Below are 17,575 nucleotides of genomic sequence, written 5' to 3'. Positions count from 1 at the left end.
ATGGGATCATGTTGGGTTGGACGGCTCCCAACGGCATCGACTGTGCCAGAATGAGTTCGTTGAAATCTCAATCGAAGGAGACCGTCCGTGAAACAGATTATCCGCATTGGTATAGATACGTCAAAGAGCGTTTTCCAATTGCATGGCGTGAATGCAAACGAGCAGCCGGTTCTTCGTAAGAAGCTGTCTCGCAGGGAGATGGTGAAGTTCTTCGAAAAGACGCCGCTGACCACCGTTGCGCTTGAGGCGTGCGGCGGTTCGCATCATTGGGCGAGGTTATTAAGCTCGCTCGGCCACGAGGTGAAGCTGATCGCGCCGCAGTTGGCAAAGCCGTATGTCAAACGGGGCAAGAACGATGCTGCAGATGCGGAGGCTTTGTGTGAGGCAATGAGCCGCCCGACTATACGCTTCGTGCCAGTGAAGACAGCGGACCAACAGGCAGCTTTGATGCTGATCGGCGTGCGAGAGAGGTTGATCCGCAGTCGCACACAGCTTGCCAATGCCATTCGCGGCTTTGCCATGGAGTTCGGCATCGTCGCCGCCAAAGGCATGTGCAAAATTGGGCCGTTGTTAGAGCGCATTGCCGCCGATCAATCGCTACCGGAACTAGCACGTGAACTCTTCGCCATGCAGGGCATTGAGTATCGAGAAATGCTTGCAAAAATCAAAACGGTCGATGAGAAACTCATGGTGCTGCATCGTGCTGACGAGTGTAGCAAACGTTTGACCGAGATCCCAGGCGTCGGCCCGATTGGCGCATCGCTTTTAATGATGAAGACCCCGGACCCGAGAATGTTTAAATCGGGCCGTGACTTTGCAGCCTGGATCGGGCTGACGCCGAAAGATCATTCGACCGCGGGCAAGGTCAGGCTTGGTATGATCACGCGTGCTGGCGATGAGATGTTGCGAAGCATATTGGTGGTTGGTGCTACTGCTCTTCTTCAGCATGTCAGAACAGGCCGAAGTCAACATGCGTCTCGATGGCTTCTCGAACTCCTTCAGCGGAAGAGACCAAAACTGGTTGCAGTGGCACTGGCTAACAAGATCGCCCGTGTTGCCTGGAAGCTTATGGTGAGCGGCGAGACGTACCGGCGGCCAGAAGGACAAACACAGGCAGTATAAGAGATTGGCCATCACGGTGAGCGGGAACCAAGTGCCACCGTGTTGAGCTGATGCTGTGAACTTGCAAGAGAAAAGCAGACGGTGCGATCGATCGATCCAAGATGCGGGAAACTCCGTTCCATCCATTGGCCTTCAAAGGTCGAGATCGTGTTTGGAACTCGCGTCGCGGAAACCATCTTGGCCAGTGGTCATGTGCAGCCACGGTGCTGTCACATTGTTTTTGGTTTAAGGAATTGTCGATATTGATCGTGGGCATGAGCCAGCCTATCGCAAATTATAAGAATCACCGTTTTCCGCCAGAGATCATCGCTCGTGCCGTCTGGCTCTACTACCGGTTTCCGCTCAGCTTGCGCCACGTCGAGGAAATGCTGCTTGAGCGAGGTATTGTCGTTTCTTACGAGACGATCCGCCGCTGGGGCAGAAGACATGGTCCCGACTATGCCCGCCGCCTTATTGGAAAGCAGCCGTTGAAGAGCGATATCTGGCACCTCGACGAGGTTGTGGTCCGCATCAAAGGCAAGAAATTCTGGCTGTGGCGCGCTGTCGATCAGGATGGCTATGTCCTTGATGAAATCGTGCAGAACCGCAGGAATACCAAGGCGGCCAGGCGTTTGTTGACGCGTCTTTTGAAGAAACAGGGCATGGTGCCAAAGCGGATAGTGACTGACAAACTGCGCTCTTATGGAGCAGCAAAGCGTCAAGTCATGCCCGATGTCGAGCATCGCTTACACAAAGGCCTGAACAACCGGGCGGAGAACTCCCATGTACCGTTTCGAAAGCGGGAACGAATGCGACAGGGATTTCGATCCGTAGGCAGCTTGCAATGCTTCGTTTCGCTGTTCTCTGCCGTCCGCAATCTCTTCGTTCCAGATCGCACCAAACACACAGCTAACCAAATCCGCAATCACAGACTACAAGCCATCGCTGAGTGGAAGTCCGTAAGCGGACAGATCGTCTGAAACTGTCGTCACGAGCTCTTACGCGACCATACCTTAAACAAGGTGACATCGCCGAAGACCCCATTTAAGTGTCATGCGCAGTGAGAACAAAGTATAAAAAATGTGCACAACCTGTATATAATTTAATCAAAGTGAGTATTATTTAATATGCTGTCTCGAAAATGCGAATTATGGCAGTAAATGCGCTTTTTTTGTCCGAAATTGAAACGACGTCACTATTGTAGCCGCCCATCGATTGGTCTGTAATCATTTCAACAGACGAATGATCGTCGGGGAATAACCGGAGCACTTACCTTAAATTGTGAACGCAATTCGCGATGATCTCCGTCGCGGAAGCAGCGCTTATGGCCGCATTTTCGAAGGAGCGAAGATGACCAAGCTCAAGACGACAATCCTCACGGGCTTTCTCGGAGCTGGCAAAACCACGCTTCTCAATCACCTGCTTTCTTCGGCCTCTGAAGAGAAAATTGCCGTGATTGTAAACGAATACGGTGAGGTTGGCATCGACGGGAAGCTGATCGTTAAAACCCAGGAGGAGGTCATTGAACTCAACAACGGCTGCATCTGCTGCACGGTTCGTGACGATCTTATCGGTGCAATCCGAAATCTGCTGGCCTCTGGACGGCCCATTGATCGCATCATTATCGAGACGTCCGGATTGGCCGACCCGGCTCCTGTTTTACAGTCATTTATACTTGACGATATACTTTCCGAGAAAATTCGACTTGACGCCATTGTCACGGTGGTGGACGCCCGGCACGTTTCACAGCAGCTCTATCTGGCCGAGGCGGTCGAGCAAATCAGTTTCGCTGACGTTCTTTTGTTGAACAAAGTGGACCTCGAGACGGAAGAAAAGCTTGATCGTACCGAAAAACATCTGCGCAGCCTTAACCCGCTTGCGCGCATCCTCCGCACGCGCTCCTGCGGCGTCACACCCGACGCCGTGCTTGATATCGGTGCTTTCGATCTTAAGAACATCCTGCGCATCGAACCCAATCTTCTCGAAGACCATGACCACCAACATGACCAAAATATTGGATGCGTCGCGATCCGAACGACCGAGAGCCTAGACCACATCGCATTTAATGCCTGGCTGAACCGGCTTGTTCAGGCAATCGGGCAGGACCTGTTCCGAATGAAGGGTGTGCTGAATTTCCGGGATGAGGCGCGCCGGTACGTCTTTCATGGCGTCCACATGACATTGGAAGGACGTCCCGGCCGGGCCTGGAGCCGAAACGAAACTCGGTTGAACGAGATCGTTTTCATCGGCCGAAATCTCGACGAAGAACAGATCAGGAAAGGTTTTTCGGCCTGCTTGAGCGAAGATCGCGCGCTTGCCTCGTGATCACCACCACCCGCAACTTAAAAGGAGATAGAGTATGCCCCCGCTTGTTGCCTCGATGATAAGCCTCGGATTCCTTGGTGCTGTCGATACCTACCTTACCGCAACCGCTTTCCCCGTGCCGGTCTGGGTCACGTTCATCGCTTGGGCATCTTTCTTTGCCTGTGGTGGCGGGCAACAGGGTTTGGTGAAGTCGGTCGTCTCGAACTGGACGGGCATCATCATTGCCTCGATCACCTTGCTTGTGATCCAATTTGGTCCCGCCTATCCGATCACCGCTGCCATCTGCGTCGGGCTTGGCACGTCGGCGATGATCGCCGTATCGGCCATTCCGATCCTTAATTTTCCGCCGGCGATCGTTTTCGGCTTCGCATCCCTGGTCGGCACGAGTGCGGCGACCGACACCACAATCGTCACACCCGGGATGACACACCCGACACTTGTGGCCATGGCTGCCATGCTTCTCGGCGGACTGTTTGGTTACGTTTCGGAGCTCGGCACGCAGTTGCTTGCCAGCAGGAAATCAGCAACCGCCTGACCCACAAATCCATCTTGAAGGACAACCAAAATGAAGCTGCAACATTATCTTGGTGGGCTGGAAGGGCTGGGCCCGGTCAGCACCGAAACACGCGTTTTCGTCGACATATGGGAAACCAGAATCTTCGGTATCCATACGGCAATGATGGCGCTCTCATCGCAACTGCCACTGCCGCAAACACCCTCCGCCTTTCACACCATCTGGACATGGGCCGATCTGCGAAAGGGCGCGGAGTCGCTGAACCCCTTCGACTATTTCAAATACCGCTATTACGAAAAATGGCTGGGCGGCATCTCGGGATATTTCGTGGAGCAAGGTTACATCTCGCAGCAAGAACTCGATGCGCTGACCGAGGAATATTACGCCAATCCGGATAAACCGCTACCGCAGGGTGGCGCCGAGGCGATTGACGATCGCGTGGTTCAGTACCTCGTCATCGGCGATAGTCCGAAACGGGATGTGGATGTTCATTTCGATTTTGCCGTCGGCGACGCGGTCGCAATCAGGAACGTTCCCTCGATCGAGCACACCCGTCTTCCAGGCTTCCTCAGAAACAAGACCGGTACCGTTGAGACGGTCTATGACGGTGCTTACACCTATCTTTGCGACACGAGCACCGACGGCGTCGGCGCCGCGATGCCGGTCTACTGCGTCCGCTTCGAACCGGAGGAACTTTGGCCCGGCAATGCGGAGACGAACTTCACGCTCTATGCCGACCTCTATGCCTTTTATGTCGAGGCGCCGGAGGCCGCTGAAAAGGCCAAGGCGGCCTGAACGATAACATTGGGTTTAAGGAGAACAACAATGGAAGACCGTTTCAAATACCGGGAAGACCGCGAGGCCTACAGCGCGGCTCGCGTGAAAGCGCTCGAGGCGCTGCTGATCCAGAAGGGCGTGATCACCGCCAAGACCGTTGATACTGTTCTTGATTTCTTCGAGACGAAAATGGGACCGTTCAACGGCGCTAAGATCGTCGCTCGTGCCTGGGTCGATCCGGCCTTCAAGGCGCGGCTTGTCGCCGACACGCCGAAGGCGGTTGCCGAACTGGACCTTCCGGAAGGCATGGCAGGCGCCGAAGGCGAGCACATGCGCGCTGTCGCAAACTCGGATGACGTCCATAACCTGATTATCTGCACGCTCTGCTCATGCTACCCTTGGCCCGTCCTCGGGCTGCCGCCGTATTGGTATAAGGACCCGACGTTCCGCAGTCGCGCAGCCCGGGAGCCACGGGCAGTTCTACGCGAATTCGGGCTTTCCGTACCCGATCGCACCGAGATCAAGGTCTGGGATTCGAGCGCGCAAATCCGCTGGTTCGTCGTTCCGGCTCGCCCGGCTGGTACGGAGGGCATGACGCAAACCGAATTGGAAGCACTGGTGACACCCGAAGCCATGATGGGCGTGGCCGTCGCCAAGGCGGCTTGATCTTGAGGGCCGGAGATGTTGACACAGTTCGAGCATTTCGCCGTCACGGCAATGATGGGAAAGCCTGATAACCCGCCCAGGGCGAATGGCTCCCTGTGCTTTGGCAGCGAGTGGGAGAGATCGGCCTTCGGCATGGCGCTCGCGCTTGCAAAGGAGGGATACTTTGAATGGGAAGATTTTCGCGACGAACTCATTGACGCGATCCATATCTGGGAAACCGATCACAAACTCGATGACGCTTCCTGGAATTACTACGATCAATGGCTTGCCGCGCTCGAACGGGCGATCGTCAAAACCGGATTAGCGAGCGCTGATGAAATCACCGCTGTGCTTCGAGAATAGTTCAAACAATGGTCGGCTGCCAAACTGAGAAGCTGACTGACGTATTTTGTTCAAACTAGAAAAGGGGAACCTATGTCTCTTCATCAATCCGCTTCAATCGTCACGATCGCGAGCGATGCCAAGACCGGCAGGCTTCTACAGGCGGCGATGGCCGTCTGCTTTGGTCTTTTCATCGTCGGTTTCGTCGGCTTTTCACATATCGAGGTCGTTCACAACGCAGCGCACGACACCCGCCACGCTAACGCATTTCCTTGTCATTGATCGGAGAGAACCATGTCGCTGTTCCGTTCCATTGTCTTCACCTCGGTGTTCACCGGACTGATCGTCGGCATTGCCGTCAGTGCTGTCCAATTCCTTGGTACGAGCCAGCTCATCCTCAAGGCAGAAGTTTATGAGAATGCCGGGGAAGCCACAGTGTCTACGCACGACCATGGGCCCCCCGGGTCGCTCGCCGGTGACAATCACTCTGCGATGACCGGGCACGACCACGAGGACAGCAGCTGGGAGCCAGCCGACGGCCTCGAGCGCAACGCCTTTACTGTCGCCGCCAACATCCTGACGGCAATCGGCTATTCACTGGTTTTGACCGGTTTGATCGCGTTTCGCGGCAGGCCGGTGACCTGGCGTGACGGCCTCATCTGGGGTCTGGCTGGCTTTGCCTGCGTCATGATCGCCCCGATGCTCGGTCTGCCACCAGAGTTGCCGGGAACACCTGCGGCCCCGCTTGGCGAACGACAGATCTGGTGGATCGGGACGGCTCTCGCGACCGCCGCGGGCATTGGCCTCATCGCCTTCCAGCGCAAGCCCTGGGCGGCCGTTCTGGCAATCGTGCTGGTCGTCGCGCCGCATATCATCGGTGCGCCGGCCGCTCCGGCGGGCGAACATGCTCTAGCTCCAGAAGCGCTGGAACACCGATTCGTCGTTGCAGCAGTGCTCTCAAGTCTTGTTTTCTGGGCGCTGCTCGGCTCGCTCAGCAGTACGTTCCTGCGCAGGTTCGAGGCCTGACCATGTCCGGTCTGGCCGCGAAATGGCGCGAGGATCTCGATGCCCTCCAGTTCGGCGCCGTCAATCATGGCGGCGTCTGCATTGTTCATCGTCTCGCATTCCGTCGGTTGCTTGGCTTCACACCTGACAGAGACGATTGCATCGCTTATTTCGCCGGGCACGTGACCGCCTTCGGCGCGGCTGCCTCGGCCAAAATTGCGGTACGGCGGATGCTGCCAGCCTGCAATTTTCATCTGGACAGCCGCGATATTCGCAGGCAGCTGCTCATCACCGGCCAAATGGCATGAAGTTTGCAGATGAAACAAATCCCGCAAAAGACAATCTGCGGATCGCGAACTCCATTGAAGTAGGAATAGCGCCATGCGCATTGTGATCCTAGCTCCACCCGGCGTTCAGTCGCTCGATATCGTCGGACCGGCCGAGGTTTTCTGGGAGGCGGCAAGACGTCTGAAAAACCCCGAGGCTTACGATATCCAGATTATGTCGACCGGTGGAAGTACAATTTCCGGCACGGGGCAGCTGCGCTTCGTCGCTGACCGAACGATATTCGATCCAGACGAACCGATCGATACGCTGCTTGTTGCCGGAGATCCCGCATTCCAGGACATTGATCCGGCGGTCATTGATTGGCTCCAGGGCCGGATTCCCACGGTCAGGCGTTACGGTTCGATCTGTACCGGCGTCTTCCTGCTGGCGGCCGCCGGTCTTCTCGACGGCAAGCGTGTAACGACCCACTGGGAATGCGCTGAAAAATTCAGCAGGGACTTCCCGAACATCGATCTTGATGCAGATGCGATTTACATCCGCGATGGTGCGCTTTGTACAGCGGCTGGTGTCACGTCGGGGATCGATCTGGCTCTGTCGCTGGTCGAAGAGGATCATGGCCGCGACGTTGCGATGATCGTCGCCCGCTACATGGTCATGTTCCTGAAGCGGCCCGGCGGGCAATCACAGTTTAGCGCCCATCTCGTCGGCCAGATGTCGGAGACGAGCATGATCCAAAAAGCTCAGGAACATGTGCTCGCTAATCTTACTTCATCGCTGCCAGTTGATCAGTTGGCGCAAAAGATCGGCATGAGCCCGCGCAACTTCGCGCGCGTCTTCCGACGCGAAATCGGAATGACGCCCGGAGACTTTGTCGCCGCCGCCCGCACCGATGCCGCCCGGCGGCTGCTGGAGGACACAACGCTACCGCTGCAACGCATAGCCGCGACCTGCGGCTTTCCCGATGTCAATGCGATGCGCCGGACATTTGCAAAAACGATCGGCGTTAGCCCCAACGCATACCGGACCAGATTTCAGGGTTCTCCCTCGTGTGCACACGACGCCACCTCGACGAGGAACGAGCTGCGTTACCAGAGCATAGGGGCTCTCGAGTCGTCATCTTCGACCCACTGACCATCACTGGCTTTCGACGCCCATGATATTCCCCGGCGGTAACCGACCGGCGATATGGGCCCGCAGGGTCCTAGGATGGTGCCGTTCGCGCGAAGACGTCTTGGGCCGTTCAATTGGAACTTGATTCGGAGCTTTGTTCAAAATCTATGGCCTTGATAAACGTTCGTTTGAAAATGCCGATAATAGCTCATTTTGGCCGATTTTGATTGGTGCCCGAAATTCTACAATCACTGCCCCGTTGGCAAAAAGTATTTGATCACATTATGGTTTTCAGAAAGCGTGCTGTGCGCCACAACAGCGGTGCTAGCCTTCCTGTAGCCAGCACTGGGCGGGGAATCCCAGGTTACCTCATCGAGAGCTAAGCGAACGGCGATCGCAAATTTGATCTTTAACTGGGCGTTTTCCAGTAATTCTAAGCGCAATGCTAGAGGGATTTAACTGAGCGCCTTTTAAGGTCGCACCCATATTCCAAATGTTTTTCGGTTTCGCTGGCCGCGTATTGTGCGTCCAAAGTTGTCTCAAAGCCAGCCAGCTTCAGCTGGTTGTCGAGCGAGTCCACCAACTGTCGATTCAGTCCACTCTGTTGCATTGGGCGGTGGGCCATCACAAAGGCCATGGATCGCCAGTACGATTTTGCAATCCTTGATATAGTCGACGCACTGTTTCTCAGAAAATTGGTGGGACGTTACGTGAAGATTCGTGTAGTTGTCCTTCTTGAGCTTCCCAACGAACGAATACAAGCGATACTGATGAGCGGCAATAGCAGCTGCCAGCCCTGTCGCCTGCAAGCATGTTGGCCATCTTCATAAGCGACAATGGCGACGAGCCATTAACCGAACCGGACAAAAGTAGGCGTGCGGCGCTTCACCGTCATCTTGGGACATTGAGAACGATTTTTCCTCGGGGCCGGGGCAAAATGCCTTCCAGCATTTCATGGGCAGTCCTAGCTTCGGCCAAGGGGAGTACCACGCCCACCTGTGTCCTCATCTTCTCGTTGTCGATGAAGTCAGCGATTTTCGCAAGGCGATCGGCGGTCACCTCCACGAGGAAGAAAAAGGCTTCGACGCCATGACGCTCGGCCTTTTCCTGATCGGGTTGCGAGACAGCCGAGACAAGCCTGCCGCCACGACGAAGCAGATTGAAAGAGCGATCCTGTGTTTCGCCACCGACGAGATCAATAACCACATCGGCCTGCCCCAACTGCTTTTCGAGATTCTCGCTCTTGTAATCGACCGCTTCATCCGCGCCAAGGCTGCGAACATAGGCAAGGTCTGCGGCGCCGGCAGTCGCAACGACACGAATACCGGCCCGATGCGCCAGCTGCACCGCGTAGGCACCAACACTTCCTGCACCACCGTGAATGATGACTATCTGGCCGGCTGCGAGTTTTCCATGCTCGAAGAGCGCCTGCCAGGCCGTGACAGCCACAACCGGAACCGACGCCGCTGCATTGTAGTCGAGTGAGACTGGCTTCTTCGCGATCATCTTCGCTGAAGCGATGGCGTATTCGGCATAGGCACCCACGAACTGACTGTTCGTTGCGCCAAAGACTTCATCGCCCGGTGCAAAATTCGTCACGTCAGGGCCGACCGACTCGACAATACCCGAGAGGTCCGACCCGAGGGTAAGCGGCAAAGGTTGCGGCAAGGCGCTCTTGCCGGCTCTTATCCAGCCGTCCCAGGGGCCGACGCCAATCGCGCACACCCGGACCAGCACTTCGCCGGGTCCCGGCTGCGGGCGCTCGATCTTCTCGAACGCCATGACATCCGGTGGTCCGAATTCGTGAACCCGCCAAGCCATCATGGATTGTTCATTGCCCTTGCTCGGTGCAGCATTTTGATCACTCATGCTCATTGTCGTTTCCTCTCACTTTGATTGTTGATTACATTTTCCTTCAAAGAGTCCGGCCGGATTTTCGAAGCCCTTCAGACGGCAGCCAGAACCGATATTACCGTAGCTGACTTCGCCATAATGCAGGGCGACACCAAGCTCGATTTCATCCCTGCGATTTGCGTTGTCTCCATTTTTGCAAAATTTCCGTCGCTGCCTGGTAGGCAGCAGCCGCCGCCCATGCCGCGCTGTAACCGGGAAAAAATGCGAGCGCAGCGTCGCCCATGAACCTCAGCACTTCATTGCCCTTGCCCGTAATTGCGGGGATCACTGTGTCGAAATCGCTCTTCAACGGCTGCATGACTTGGTTGGCAAGCCGGTTGGAAATCTCGGTGGTGATCGCCGAAAAGATCGACCGCATCAGCCGGCTGCCGTTGCCGGAAGCGGAACGGCTAGACACGTTCGGTTTGCCATTCGTCCGCAGGCAATGTCGCCACCGGCCACGGCTCTGGGTTTATCTATTCCATTTTGAGGCAAGGATGACGCTGCACATATCAATCCGCAGAAAGTTGGGATCTTTGAACGCCAGGACATCATCGTTGAAGGTTCCGAAGGTGCTGTCGGGGCGGTGCTTCATGCCCTGATAAAATACGTCAATGATTTCGTGCTTGAAGCAGGTTTCTCGGGGAAAGGCGGCGATAACCGCCTTGCGCTCCGCATCGGTAAATTGATCATAGCCACGGCCGGCCACATCCATGCCGGCCCCCGCCTGCACCAGCGCGATCTCGGGACGCATATATTGGGGTACGCCAGGCGTTGTGTGGAGAGCGACGGCGTTCCAGACCGTCTCGATATCGCTTTCGGAGATGCCGTGGCCCCGAAGAAATTCGCGCGCCGCATTCGCGCCATCCACTTCAAAGCGTAGCTGGCTGTTTTCATAGCGTGCGGTGAGGCCGATGTCGTGGAACATAGCGGCCGTGTAAAGCAGTTCCGGATCAAAGGTCAGCTCCATCCGATTGCCCGTCAAGGCTCCCCAGAAATAGACCCGGACCGAGTGATGGAAGAGCAAATCGCTCTCGGTGTCACGAATGAGCTGTGTCACTTCGCGTCCGATTTTGCTGTCGGGTATGCGCACTCCCGATATTTGCTCGAGCATCATGGTTTTTCCTAATCGTTGCGTGATTGCTGGTGTATTAGGCGCAGTTGTTAATCTGCGAGATCCGCAGATAGACAAGCTCCACCAGTACTCCAGGCAGACCACTCTGCATGACATAGCCATAGACACCGCCGAGCGACTCGGCTCCGTTGGGAGCTATCTGGTTGTAATCGAGCCCTCTTGGTCATTGTTCTTGTTCCTTCGGTCTCATTTGACAGGGGTGGTGAGCGCCTTGTCGTCAGAGTCGACGACGAAGACCGCGAGCAACTTCGCCGGCTCGGTCTTACTCGCATTGCGGCTGATTGGATGGCTCGCGTTTGGCGCTTCGGACCAGCTCTCGCCAGCCTTGTAGATGCGGGTCTCGCCATTGTTCACCTTCGACTCGATCTCACCCGAGATCACATAGGCGTAGATGAAGGCGGACTTCGCGTGTGTGTGCGGCGGGGAGGCTGCGCCTGGTGCATAGTCGACTTCCACAGCGACGAGCGACTTGCCGGGGATGTTCGCGATCGCTTGATCGAATTTAGGCGTGACCGTTTCGGCTTGACCCTCATGAGCCGAGGCGGACCCGGCAACCGCCAAGGCGAGCACAGCGCATGTAGCAACAATGGTAGGGGCCTTCATGGGCTTTCTCCTTCTGGTAGCCCAAAGATGTCTCATACTGGGCCAGAAAAAAAGCACCAAGAACACGAAGAAATCATGTACTACGACGACATGAACAAGCGGCTGGACCTGACTCTCGACCGTACGGCAAAGATACCTTTAACGGAGCAGATCCGACGGGGTTTAACGACTGCCATTGAACATGACGTGCTGGAGCCCGGTGCGCGCTTACCCTCATGGCAGGATCTCGCTGCCCAACTCGGTGTCGCGCGCGGTACCGTACGGACCGCATACGAGAAACTGGCCGCTGCTCAGTTGATTGAGGCCTCGCGGGCGACTGGCACGCGCGTCGCCCAACGTCCTCGGGCCGTCGTAAAGAGCGAGCAGCCGCCGGACGCCGGCTCGTTCATGGAGATCTATAAGGAGATGACGCATGGACCTGCGCTCTTCCAGATGGGTGTGCCGGCAACCGAGACCTTTCCAGCAACGTTGTTCGCGCGCATTCGTGCGAACGCGGTCCGGGCCGAGGCGAGTTCTCCCCCCATCTATCCCGATCCTCGTGGCGAGCCTGAGCTGAGACGGGAAATCGCCGGCTACCTTGCCGTCGCTCGCGGCATCAATTGCTCGCCATCGCAGATCATCGTCACCGGCGGGTTCAACGCGGGACTCGGCCTGACGCTCAGCGTCCTTCGCTTGGGCGGGCAGACCGTCTGGGTCGAGAATCCGGGCTTCCCCTTCGCCAGGAAGGGGCTTGAACTTGGAGGCTTGTCCATCGCTCCGATCCCCGTTGATGCGGACGGTATTGATATCGATCATGGCTTTTGCCACCACCCTGACGCGAAGCTCGTCGTCGTGACCCCCGGCCAACAGGCGCCGCTTGGCCCCACCTTGTCACTTAAGCGGCGCCTTCGTCTGCTCGAGTGGGCGGCCGCGAACCAGGTTTGGGTGATCGAGGATGACTATCTGAGCGAGCTACAACTGACGGGCAGGGCCGCGCCGGCGCTCGCGTCGCTCGACCGGGATGGGCGGGTCATTCATATCGGCTCGTTCAGCAAGACGATCAGTCCGGCTATTCGACTTGGCTTTCTGGTCGCACCGGTCGAACTGATTTCCCGGTTCGCAGAGGTGGCAGCCTGTCTCGCGCCCCCACCCGGCCCCGCGCTGCAACTCGCCACCGCCGAGTTCATGCATGAGGGCCACTATATGCGCCATCTCCGGCGCACCAAGCGCGCTTATGCCGCCAAGCGGCAGGCGCTACTGGATTGTCTTCAAGGATCCGTCGCCTCCGATCAAATTACCTCACCCGGCCTGGTCGTGCTGCTGAAATTGCCGAAGAGAACACCGGATTTGGCCGTCGCACGCGAAGCCTTGGCGTTCGGCATGTCTCCGGCGCCGCTTTCGGCCTGGTATGTGTCGCCTGATAGCGCCGAGTCTGGGCTCCTGCTTGGTGTCGCCACAGCGCCGACGAAGAGCCTTGCTCGATCCTGTGATCGGCTCTTCGAAGTAATCCGTCGGTTCAGCTGATCAACTCCAAGGCAGAACCGTCGGCTATTGATGTGACCATCTTGTCCACGTGTAGAGGGAGCACGAAGCAGCCGCTGGCGCCTTTCTGAGCGAAGGACAGTTATCGGGGATAGCGCGCACTCTCGGCGAATGGCAAAGGTTGGGCGAATAGCCCAGCCCGGACGAGGCATGGCACGCGCCGCAACGCGCAAGTGGGACTTGCCAGGCCTCACCTAGGCTAATTTGTTCAATCTCAAAAGCGGTCAGAAACCTTCCCTTTGAAAACGCCGATAAGAGGGCATTTGTCATGAACTTGGGTTAGCATACCTTGCGAACGGGTTTGATGTTATATTTGCCTTCGTTACCAAACTCGAAGCACGTGACAGGGACCCAATATAATGATCGAGAGTGACACAAGGGCACTTTAACCTTAACTTGCCGGTTATTTTGATGACCGACAATGCTTTATGAACAACGCTTGCTCGCCTCTGTATCGCCGCCATCGTTTTCCAGCCGAAGTCATCGCCGAAGCAGTATGGCTGTACTTCCGCTTCCCACTGAGTTTTCGCATGGTCGAAGATATGCTGGCCTACAAGGGAGTAATTGTCACACACAAGACTATCCGACAGTGGGCGGAAAAGTTTGGCAGGGACTACGCTAGCAAGATCCGCCGCCGGACACCACGCCTTGGCGACAAGTGGCATCTGGATGAAGCCGTTGTTTCGATCAGGGGCAGAAAACACTGGCTGTGGCGCGCCGTTGATCAGGACGGCTTCGTCCTCGATGTCCTGGTGCAAAGCCGCAGGAATGCCAAGGCAGCCAAGCGTTTGATCCGCAAGCTGCTGAAGGTGCAAGGTCGTGCACCCCGGGTCATGGTGACCGACAAGCTCAGATCCTACGGGGCGGCCAACAGACAGATTGGACTAACCGTCTGCGATCATCGCCAGCATAAAGGATTGAACAATCGGGCGGAGAATTCCCATCAGCCGATACGACGACGGGAGGCGATTATGAAGCGCTTCAAATCACCCGCGCAGCTTCAGCGATTTGTTTCCATCCATGATCCCATTGCCAACCTTTACTGCTTTCCTCGCACTACCTTCACTTCAAACGATCATCGCGAACTTCGTCATGCTGCAATGACCGCGTGGCGTGAGATCACATGCGTGAGCGCCGCTTAAATCTACCATCAAAGACGGACAATGTGTCTGAGCAATATCGGCCACAAGTTAAGGTTACAGTGCCGCGGTGGTTAAAGGGCCTCTGATTATTTGTTACATTTTGCCAAAGTGACCATAGTTTGTGCCCAACCTCGCTTCTACGCTACAACGAGTCAAACATATTCAAAAAGACCTGGATTGGAGACTTAGCTGCATGGCAAGGATCGTCTTTGGAATGAACCAGTCCCTGGACGGCTATGTCGACCACCAGGAATTTGCGCCGGATCCCGCACTCTTTCGTCACTGGACAGGGCACGTCCGCGGCCTGACAGGCAGTGTGTACGGCCGCCGCATGTACGAGGTCATGCGCTATTGGGACGAAGACCGTCCTGAATGGAGTGCAGAGCAACACGAGTTCGCGATGGCGTGGCGGAGCCAACCGAAGTGGGTCGTGTCGCGCTCGTTGAAGTCGGTCGGCCCCAACGCCACACTTGTCGAGGATGACATCGCGGCGGCGATACGTGGCCTGAAGACTCAGCTCGTTGGGGAGATTTCAGTTTCCGGACCAGAGCTGGCACAAAGCCTGACCGACCTTGGCCTTATCGATGAGTATCGGCTCTACTTCCACCCCGTCGTGCTTGGTCGCGGCAAGCCATTTTTTGCCGGCCCGCGGCCGCCGCTCCGCCTTGTGGCCAGCGACTTAATCGGCGCGGACGTGATTAGGTTAACCTACGTTCCTGCTTGATCACGCACTCGCCCAGCGGATCGCGCCGATGCAGCAGGTCCGCTTTGAGGTCGGTAGCTGAGCGACAGCTATTCAATGGAAGCGACCCAAAAGCTGTCAGTCCGCCTTCGGCCCCATCTCGGACATTTGATGGCGTCGGTTCAGTGGCCGCTATGGCCGCAATGACGAGTAGATGGTGCACATCCGTTATCTAGCTCACCTACCAATTCTAGTTAATTAGTGTACCGGACCGCCGCTCATTGGGGGTCCGACTTCAAATGCTCGCCTTGATGGGAATTGAACCATCGATCCTGAAACAATATGCGGGGACGATTCAGCGGCATAACAGCAGCTTAAGGAATGTCAGGCCGTCTGTTACATTCCTAGCGGTGATTACTCTAAAAGCAACTGCGCTTGTCTGTTCAATCGGCGGACCCTAAGCAGGTTCGCTGGCCCAATCTTCATGTCCATGGCGTATTCGGATCACGAAAATGGTTCCATTCTCTTCGATGCGGTAGACAATCAGATGGGCTTTGAACGGATGGATCCTGACCGGCGGCGAAATCTCTTCTCGCTCACGAGCCATTCGGGGATTCGCGGCGATCAGTTCAAGTACCGCGAACAAGTCGTCATGGTACCGCCTAGCCTGTAGAGTTCCGAACATGCGGATACCTTGCTCGGTGAAGGCAATGATGTCCTCTTCCGCTTCGACAGAAAGGCTAAAACGCATTATCTGCTGCCGCGCGCCGTTTCCGTGCGCGCGGCAGCCGCAGCGAAGAGCTCGTCCTTCGACCGGCTGCCAACACCACTTTTGAGACCGTCATCGACGAAGCGTTGCATGGCAACAATCTTATCACTACGCGTTTGGTCCCTTCGAATCAGATCGCGCACATAGTCACTAGCATTGGAGTATCGCCCGGTCCTTGCTTGGGCTTCGACCCAATCTTTCATTGGGTCCGGTAGAGACACGTTCATAGTAGCCATTCAAGCCTCCATTTGCGCCCAGATTAACTGAGTTTGGCAAAGTTTGTCAAACCGATCCTCTTCGACACGAAGTTTCAGGCGGGCAGAGTTCATTCTGACCCCATTACGCCCCACCGGGAGTCTCCATTATTAAAACGGTGAACTAGGTGGTCAGCCTTGAACCACCCAACAGGTAAATCTTGACCATCCTTGCTCAGGATTCGGCATTTGTTCAATTACAAAACCTGTCAGGAAACCTTCGTTTGAAAATGCCGATAATGGCCGTTTTTGTTTGTGCCTAGATGTCCACAATCGGACCGAGCGTGTTCTGCAACCATCGTTGCGTGAACGCATTTTCCTCGGCATTTGTGGAGGCGACCGTGAATGCCCTCATCAGCAAACGTTTCGCCAAGAAGCAGCAAATACAATGGAGCAAACGCGGCGCGCATCTGCTCTTGCAAACGCGCACCAGAACCCTTGACGGAACCCTCCGTTCAACGTTCGAGGAATGTTATCCTGGGCGGGCGAATGACAATTATGAAAACCATCACCGCAAGATCGCAGCGTGACTGCCCCACAGATCCTTATGCTCTCGCATAGTTGGGGCGACGACAAGATTTGTCCCAAATCATACGCTTACCAGATTCATGAGCTGTTACAAATAGTTACCCTAATGAAGATGGAGGGGAATCCCGACTGCTCCCAAGGTTTTAGCCAAAGAATAACCTTCTGTGCTTCTTTGTTCTAAATGCCCCGTTATCGTATGATTTGGAACAAATCTTGTCGGCGCCCCTTTAAGCGTATATCCCCGGATTTAGGAGAGAAGACGATGTCGCGCGGGGCAAGACTGATCAGCATTTCGACCGTAGCACTCGGTATATTGGCATCTTCCATTCCCGCCTCGGCGCAGCAGAACGCTGGCGGCGCAGCGAATGGCGGCATCAAGTTGTCCGGCGATCAGCCTATCCAGATCGATGCCGACAAGCTGGTCGTTCACGACAATGAAGGCACCGCCACATTCACCGGCGATGTTACCGTAGTTCAGGGCGCAACGCTTCTGAAGGCCGGCTCGATGATTGTCTACTACATCAAGGGCGCCAAGAAAGAGCCTGGTGATGCCACTGCGGCTGATGCGCCGAAAACCGGGGGGATTGGGCCCGGGTCGCAGGATATTGATCATCTTGAGGTCAACGATGAGGTTTACGTCAAATCCGAGGATCAGGTTGCGACCGGTGATCACGGCACGTTTGATATGAAAACGGAAGTGCTGGTTCTGACCGGCAACAAGGTTGTTCTGACACAGGGCGACAATGTCGCTGTTGGCTGCAAATTGACTGCGCAGCTCAAGACGGGTGAGGCCCAGCTTGAAAGCTGCAAGAGCGGCCCGACAGGCCGCATCTCCATCATTGTTGCACCCAAGAACGCCCCGAAGAACTGAGTCGGGAGGGCGTTGGTGCACAGATCATCAACAGTTGGAGAGTAAGCAGCTGAGACCGCAATCACTGTGA

General features: G+C 56.0%; 22 protein-coding genes and 2 pseudogenes. 16 read left to right on the top strand and 8 right to left on the bottom strand.

Going from position 1 to position 17,575, the window contains the following annotated elements; translation table 11 throughout:
- Positions 1–87: 87 nt before the first annotated feature.
- From ACSQ3H_RS28575 to ACSQ3H_RS28525, 11 genes are all read left to right on the top strand, one after another.
- Positions 88–1,122 (top strand): IS110 family transposase, encoded by a 1,035-nt coding sequence (locus ACSQ3H_RS28575; protein ID WP_436118896.1) that lies wholly within the window; start codon positions 88–90, stop codon positions 1,120–1,122.
- A gap of 254 nt (positions 1,123–1,376) precedes the next feature.
- Positions 1,377–2,081 (top strand): IS6 family transposase, encoded by a 705-nt coding sequence (locus ACSQ3H_RS28570; RefSeq protein WP_436120406.1) that lies wholly within the window; start codon positions 1,377–1,379, stop codon positions 2,079–2,081.
- A 370-nt stretch (positions 2,082–2,451) separates the two neighbouring features.
- Entirely contained in the window at positions 2,452–3,426 is a 975-nt protein-coding gene (locus tag ACSQ3H_RS28565; protein ID WP_436120405.1) for a CobW family GTP-binding protein, read from the top strand.
- Positions 3,427–3,460: 34 nt separating this feature from the next.
- Positions 3,461–3,961, top strand: a complete 501-nt coding sequence (locus tag ACSQ3H_RS28560; RefSeq protein WP_436120404.1) for a DUF1097 domain-containing protein — start codon at positions 3,461–3,463, stop codon at positions 3,959–3,961.
- 30 nt (positions 3,962–3,991) lie between these two features.
- On the top strand, positions 3,992–4,735 hold the full coding sequence (gene nthB, locus ACSQ3H_RS28555) for a nitrile hydratase subunit beta (protein ID WP_436120403.1): 744 nt from the start codon (positions 3,992–3,994) through the stop codon (positions 4,733–4,735).
- Positions 4,736–4,765: 30 nt separating this feature from the next.
- Positions 4,766–5,383, top strand: coding sequence for a nitrile hydratase subunit alpha (gene nthA, locus ACSQ3H_RS28550; RefSeq protein WP_436120402.1), 618 nt, complete (start codon positions 4,766–4,768; stop codon positions 5,381–5,383).
- A gap of 15 nt (positions 5,384–5,398) precedes the next feature.
- Positions 5,399–5,725 carry a nitrile hydratase accessory protein gene (locus tag ACSQ3H_RS28545; protein WP_436120401.1) on the top strand — a complete coding sequence of 109 codons (327 nt, stop codon included), beginning with the start codon at positions 5,399–5,401 and terminating at the stop codon, positions 5,723–5,725.
- A 72-nt stretch (positions 5,726–5,797) separates the two neighbouring features.
- A complete protein-coding gene (locus ACSQ3H_RS28540; RefSeq protein WP_436120400.1) occupies positions 5,798–5,986 on the top strand; it encodes a CbtB domain-containing protein in 189 nt (62 codons plus the stop codon).
- 12 nt (positions 5,987–5,998) lie between these two features.
- Complete coding sequence (locus tag ACSQ3H_RS28535) at positions 5,999–6,730, top strand: CbtA family protein (protein WP_436120399.1); 732 nt, start codon at positions 5,999–6,001, stop codon at positions 6,728–6,730.
- Positions 6,731–6,732: 2 nt separating this feature from the next.
- Complete coding sequence (locus tag ACSQ3H_RS28530; RefSeq protein ID WP_436120398.1) at positions 6,733–7,017, top strand: hypothetical protein; 285 nt, start codon at positions 6,733–6,735, stop codon at positions 7,015–7,017.
- A 73-nt stretch (positions 7,018–7,090) separates the two neighbouring features.
- Positions 7,091–8,128: a GlxA family transcriptional regulator gene (locus ACSQ3H_RS28525; RefSeq protein ID WP_436120397.1), complete on the top strand. Its 1,038-nt coding sequence runs from the start codon at positions 7,091–7,093 to the stop codon at positions 8,126–8,128.
- A 518-nt stretch (positions 8,129–8,646) separates the two neighbouring features.
- Here the strand turns inward: ACSQ3H_RS28525 and ACSQ3H_RS28520 are convergent.
- The 6 genes and pseudogenes from ACSQ3H_RS28520 to ACSQ3H_RS28495 all read right to left on the bottom strand — a co-directional run bounded on the left by ACSQ3H_RS28520 (position 8,647) and on the right by ACSQ3H_RS28495 (position 11,738).
- The gene (locus tag ACSQ3H_RS28520; RefSeq protein ID WP_436120396.1) at positions 8,647–8,916 is read right to left on the bottom strand and encodes a poly-gamma-glutamate hydrolase family protein; all 270 of its coding nucleotides are present in this window, start codon (positions 8,914–8,916) and stop codon (positions 8,647–8,649) included.
- 82 nt (positions 8,917–8,998) lie between these two features.
- A complete protein-coding gene (locus ACSQ3H_RS28515; protein WP_436120428.1) occupies positions 8,999–9,976 on the bottom strand; it encodes an NADP-dependent oxidoreductase in 978 nt (325 codons plus the stop codon).
- A 148-nt stretch (positions 9,977–10,124) separates the two neighbouring features.
- Positions 10,125–10,418, bottom strand: a complete 294-nt coding sequence (locus tag ACSQ3H_RS28510; protein WP_436120395.1) for a hypothetical protein — start codon at positions 10,416–10,418, stop codon at positions 10,125–10,127.
- Positions 10,419–10,472: 54 nt separating this feature from the next.
- On the bottom strand, positions 10,473–11,114 hold the full coding sequence (locus ACSQ3H_RS28505) for an HD domain-containing protein (RefSeq protein WP_436120427.1): 642 nt from the start codon (positions 11,112–11,114) through the stop codon (positions 10,473–10,475).
- 40 nt (positions 11,115–11,154) lie between these two features.
- Positions 11,155–11,274: pseudogene (locus tag ACSQ3H_RS28500) on the bottom strand (carboxymuconolactone decarboxylase family protein); the annotation flags it as partial.
- A 47-nt stretch (positions 11,275–11,321) separates the two neighbouring features.
- On the bottom strand, positions 11,322–11,738 hold the full coding sequence (locus ACSQ3H_RS28495; RefSeq protein ID WP_436120394.1) for a cupin domain-containing protein: 417 nt from the start codon (positions 11,736–11,738) through the stop codon (positions 11,322–11,324).
- 90 nt (positions 11,739–11,828) lie between these two features.
- Between ACSQ3H_RS28495 and ACSQ3H_RS28490 the strand changes: the two genes are divergently transcribed.
- The 3 genes from ACSQ3H_RS28490 to ACSQ3H_RS28480 all read left to right on the top strand — a co-directional run bounded on the left by ACSQ3H_RS28490 (position 11,829) and on the right by ACSQ3H_RS28480 (position 15,125).
- Positions 11,829–13,241 carry a PLP-dependent aminotransferase family protein gene (locus ACSQ3H_RS28490; protein ID WP_436120426.1) on the top strand — a complete coding sequence of 471 codons (1,413 nt, stop codon included), beginning with the start codon at positions 11,829–11,831 and terminating at the stop codon, positions 13,239–13,241.
- 446 nt (positions 13,242–13,687) lie between these two features.
- Positions 13,688–14,401 carry an IS6 family transposase gene (locus ACSQ3H_RS28485; protein WP_436120393.1) on the top strand — a complete coding sequence of 238 codons (714 nt, stop codon included), beginning with the start codon at positions 13,688–13,690 and terminating at the stop codon, positions 14,399–14,401.
- Between the two features lie 193 nt (positions 14,402–14,594).
- Positions 14,595–15,125: a dihydrofolate reductase family protein gene (locus tag ACSQ3H_RS28480; RefSeq protein WP_436120392.1), complete on the top strand. Its 531-nt coding sequence runs from the start codon at positions 14,595–14,597 to the stop codon at positions 15,123–15,125.
- A gap of 415 nt (positions 15,126–15,540) precedes the next feature.
- On the opposite strand, the gene ACSQ3H_RS28475 is transcribed toward ACSQ3H_RS28480, so the two are convergent.
- Both ACSQ3H_RS28475 and ACSQ3H_RS28470 read right to left on the bottom strand, forming a co-directional pair.
- Positions 15,541–15,834 carry a type II toxin-antitoxin system RelE/ParE family toxin gene (locus ACSQ3H_RS28475; protein ID WP_436120391.1) on the bottom strand — a complete coding sequence of 98 codons (294 nt, stop codon included), beginning with the start codon at positions 15,832–15,834 and terminating at the stop codon, positions 15,541–15,543.
- Complete coding sequence (locus ACSQ3H_RS28470; protein ID WP_436120390.1) at positions 15,834–16,088, bottom strand: type II toxin-antitoxin system ParD family antitoxin; 255 nt, start codon at positions 16,086–16,088, stop codon at positions 15,834–15,836. The genes ACSQ3H_RS28475 and ACSQ3H_RS28470 overlap by 1 nt, the downstream gene beginning before the upstream one ends.
- A 335-nt stretch (positions 16,089–16,423) precedes the next feature.
- On the opposite strand from ACSQ3H_RS28470, the pseudogene ACSQ3H_RS28465 reads away from it, so the two are divergent.
- Both ACSQ3H_RS28465 and ACSQ3H_RS28460 read left to right on the top strand, forming a co-directional pair.
- Positions 16,424–16,636 (top strand): annotated as a pseudogene (locus ACSQ3H_RS28465) (ISKra4 family transposase); the annotation flags it as partial.
- A 260-nt stretch (positions 16,637–16,896) separates the two neighbouring features.
- A complete protein-coding gene (locus ACSQ3H_RS28460; RefSeq protein WP_436120389.1) occupies positions 16,897–17,505 on the top strand; it encodes an LptA/OstA family protein in 609 nt (202 codons plus the stop codon).
- Positions 17,506–17,575: the final 70 nt, after the last annotated feature.

This window comes from Phyllobacterium sp. LjRoot231, assembly GCF_964253365.1.
In the GTDB taxonomy this organism is placed as follows: Bacteria; Pseudomonadota; Alphaproteobacteria; order Rhizobiales; family Rhizobiaceae; genus Phyllobacterium.
This window is presented reverse-complemented; position numbering and strand designations above follow the sequence as displayed.

Excerpts from the sequence above, each read along its gene's own strand:
- ACSQ3H_RS28570 (WP_436120406.1), top strand. The coding sequence starts at position 1,377 with ATGAGCCAGCCTATCGCAAATTATAAGAATCACCGTTTTCCGCCAGAG.
- ACSQ3H_RS28565 (WP_436120405.1), top strand. The coding sequence starts at position 2,452 with ATGACCAAGCTCAAGACGACAATCCTCACGGGCTTTCTCGGAGCTGGC.
- ACSQ3H_RS28560 (WP_436120404.1), top strand. The coding sequence starts at position 3,461 with ATGCCCCCGCTTGTTGCCTCGATGATAAGCCTCGGATTCCTTGGTGCT.
- nthB (WP_436120403.1), top strand. The coding sequence starts at position 3,992 with ATGAAGCTGCAACATTATCTTGGTGGGCTGGAAGGGCTGGGCCCGGTC.
- nthA (WP_436120402.1), top strand. The coding sequence starts at position 4,766 with ATGGAAGACCGTTTCAAATACCGGGAAGACCGCGAGGCCTACAGCGCG.
- ACSQ3H_RS28545 (WP_436120401.1), top strand. The coding sequence starts at position 5,399 with ATGTTGACACAGTTCGAGCATTTCGCCGTCACGGCAATGATGGGAAAG.
- ACSQ3H_RS28540 (WP_436120400.1), top strand. The coding sequence starts at position 5,798 with ATGTCTCTTCATCAATCCGCTTCAATCGTCACGATCGCGAGCGATGCC.
- ACSQ3H_RS28535 (WP_436120399.1), top strand. The coding sequence starts at position 5,999 with ATGTCGCTGTTCCGTTCCATTGTCTTCACCTCGGTGTTCACCGGACTG.
- ACSQ3H_RS28530 (WP_436120398.1), top strand. The coding sequence starts at position 6,733 with ATGTCCGGTCTGGCCGCGAAATGGCGCGAGGATCTCGATGCCCTCCAG.
- ACSQ3H_RS28525 (WP_436120397.1), top strand. The coding sequence starts at position 7,091 with ATGCGCATTGTGATCCTAGCTCCACCCGGCGTTCAGTCGCTCGATATC.
- ACSQ3H_RS28515 (WP_436120428.1), bottom strand. The coding sequence starts at position 9,976 with ATGAGTGATCAAAATGCTGCACCGAGCAAGGGCAATGAACAATCCATG.
- ACSQ3H_RS28505 (WP_436120427.1), bottom strand. The coding sequence starts at position 11,114 with ATGCTCGAGCAAATATCGGGAGTGCGCATACCCGACAGCAAAATCGGA.
- ACSQ3H_RS28495 (WP_436120394.1), bottom strand. The coding sequence starts at position 11,738 with ATGAAGGCCCCTACCATTGTTGCTACATGCGCTGTGCTCGCCTTGGCG.
- ACSQ3H_RS28490 (WP_436120426.1), top strand. The coding sequence starts at position 11,829 with ATGAACAAGCGGCTGGACCTGACTCTCGACCGTACGGCAAAGATACCT.
- ACSQ3H_RS28485 (WP_436120393.1), top strand. The coding sequence starts at position 13,688 with ATGAACAACGCTTGCTCGCCTCTGTATCGCCGCCATCGTTTTCCAGCC.
- ACSQ3H_RS28480 (WP_436120392.1), top strand. The coding sequence starts at position 14,595 with ATGGCAAGGATCGTCTTTGGAATGAACCAGTCCCTGGACGGCTATGTC.
- ACSQ3H_RS28475 (WP_436120391.1), bottom strand. The coding sequence starts at position 15,834 with ATGCGTTTTAGCCTTTCTGTCGAAGCGGAAGAGGACATCATTGCCTTC.
- ACSQ3H_RS28470 (WP_436120390.1), bottom strand. The coding sequence starts at position 16,088 with ATGGCTACTATGAACGTGTCTCTACCGGACCCAATGAAAGATTGGGTC.
- ACSQ3H_RS28460 (WP_436120389.1), top strand. The coding sequence starts at position 16,897 with ATGTCGCGCGGGGCAAGACTGATCAGCATTTCGACCGTAGCACTCGGT.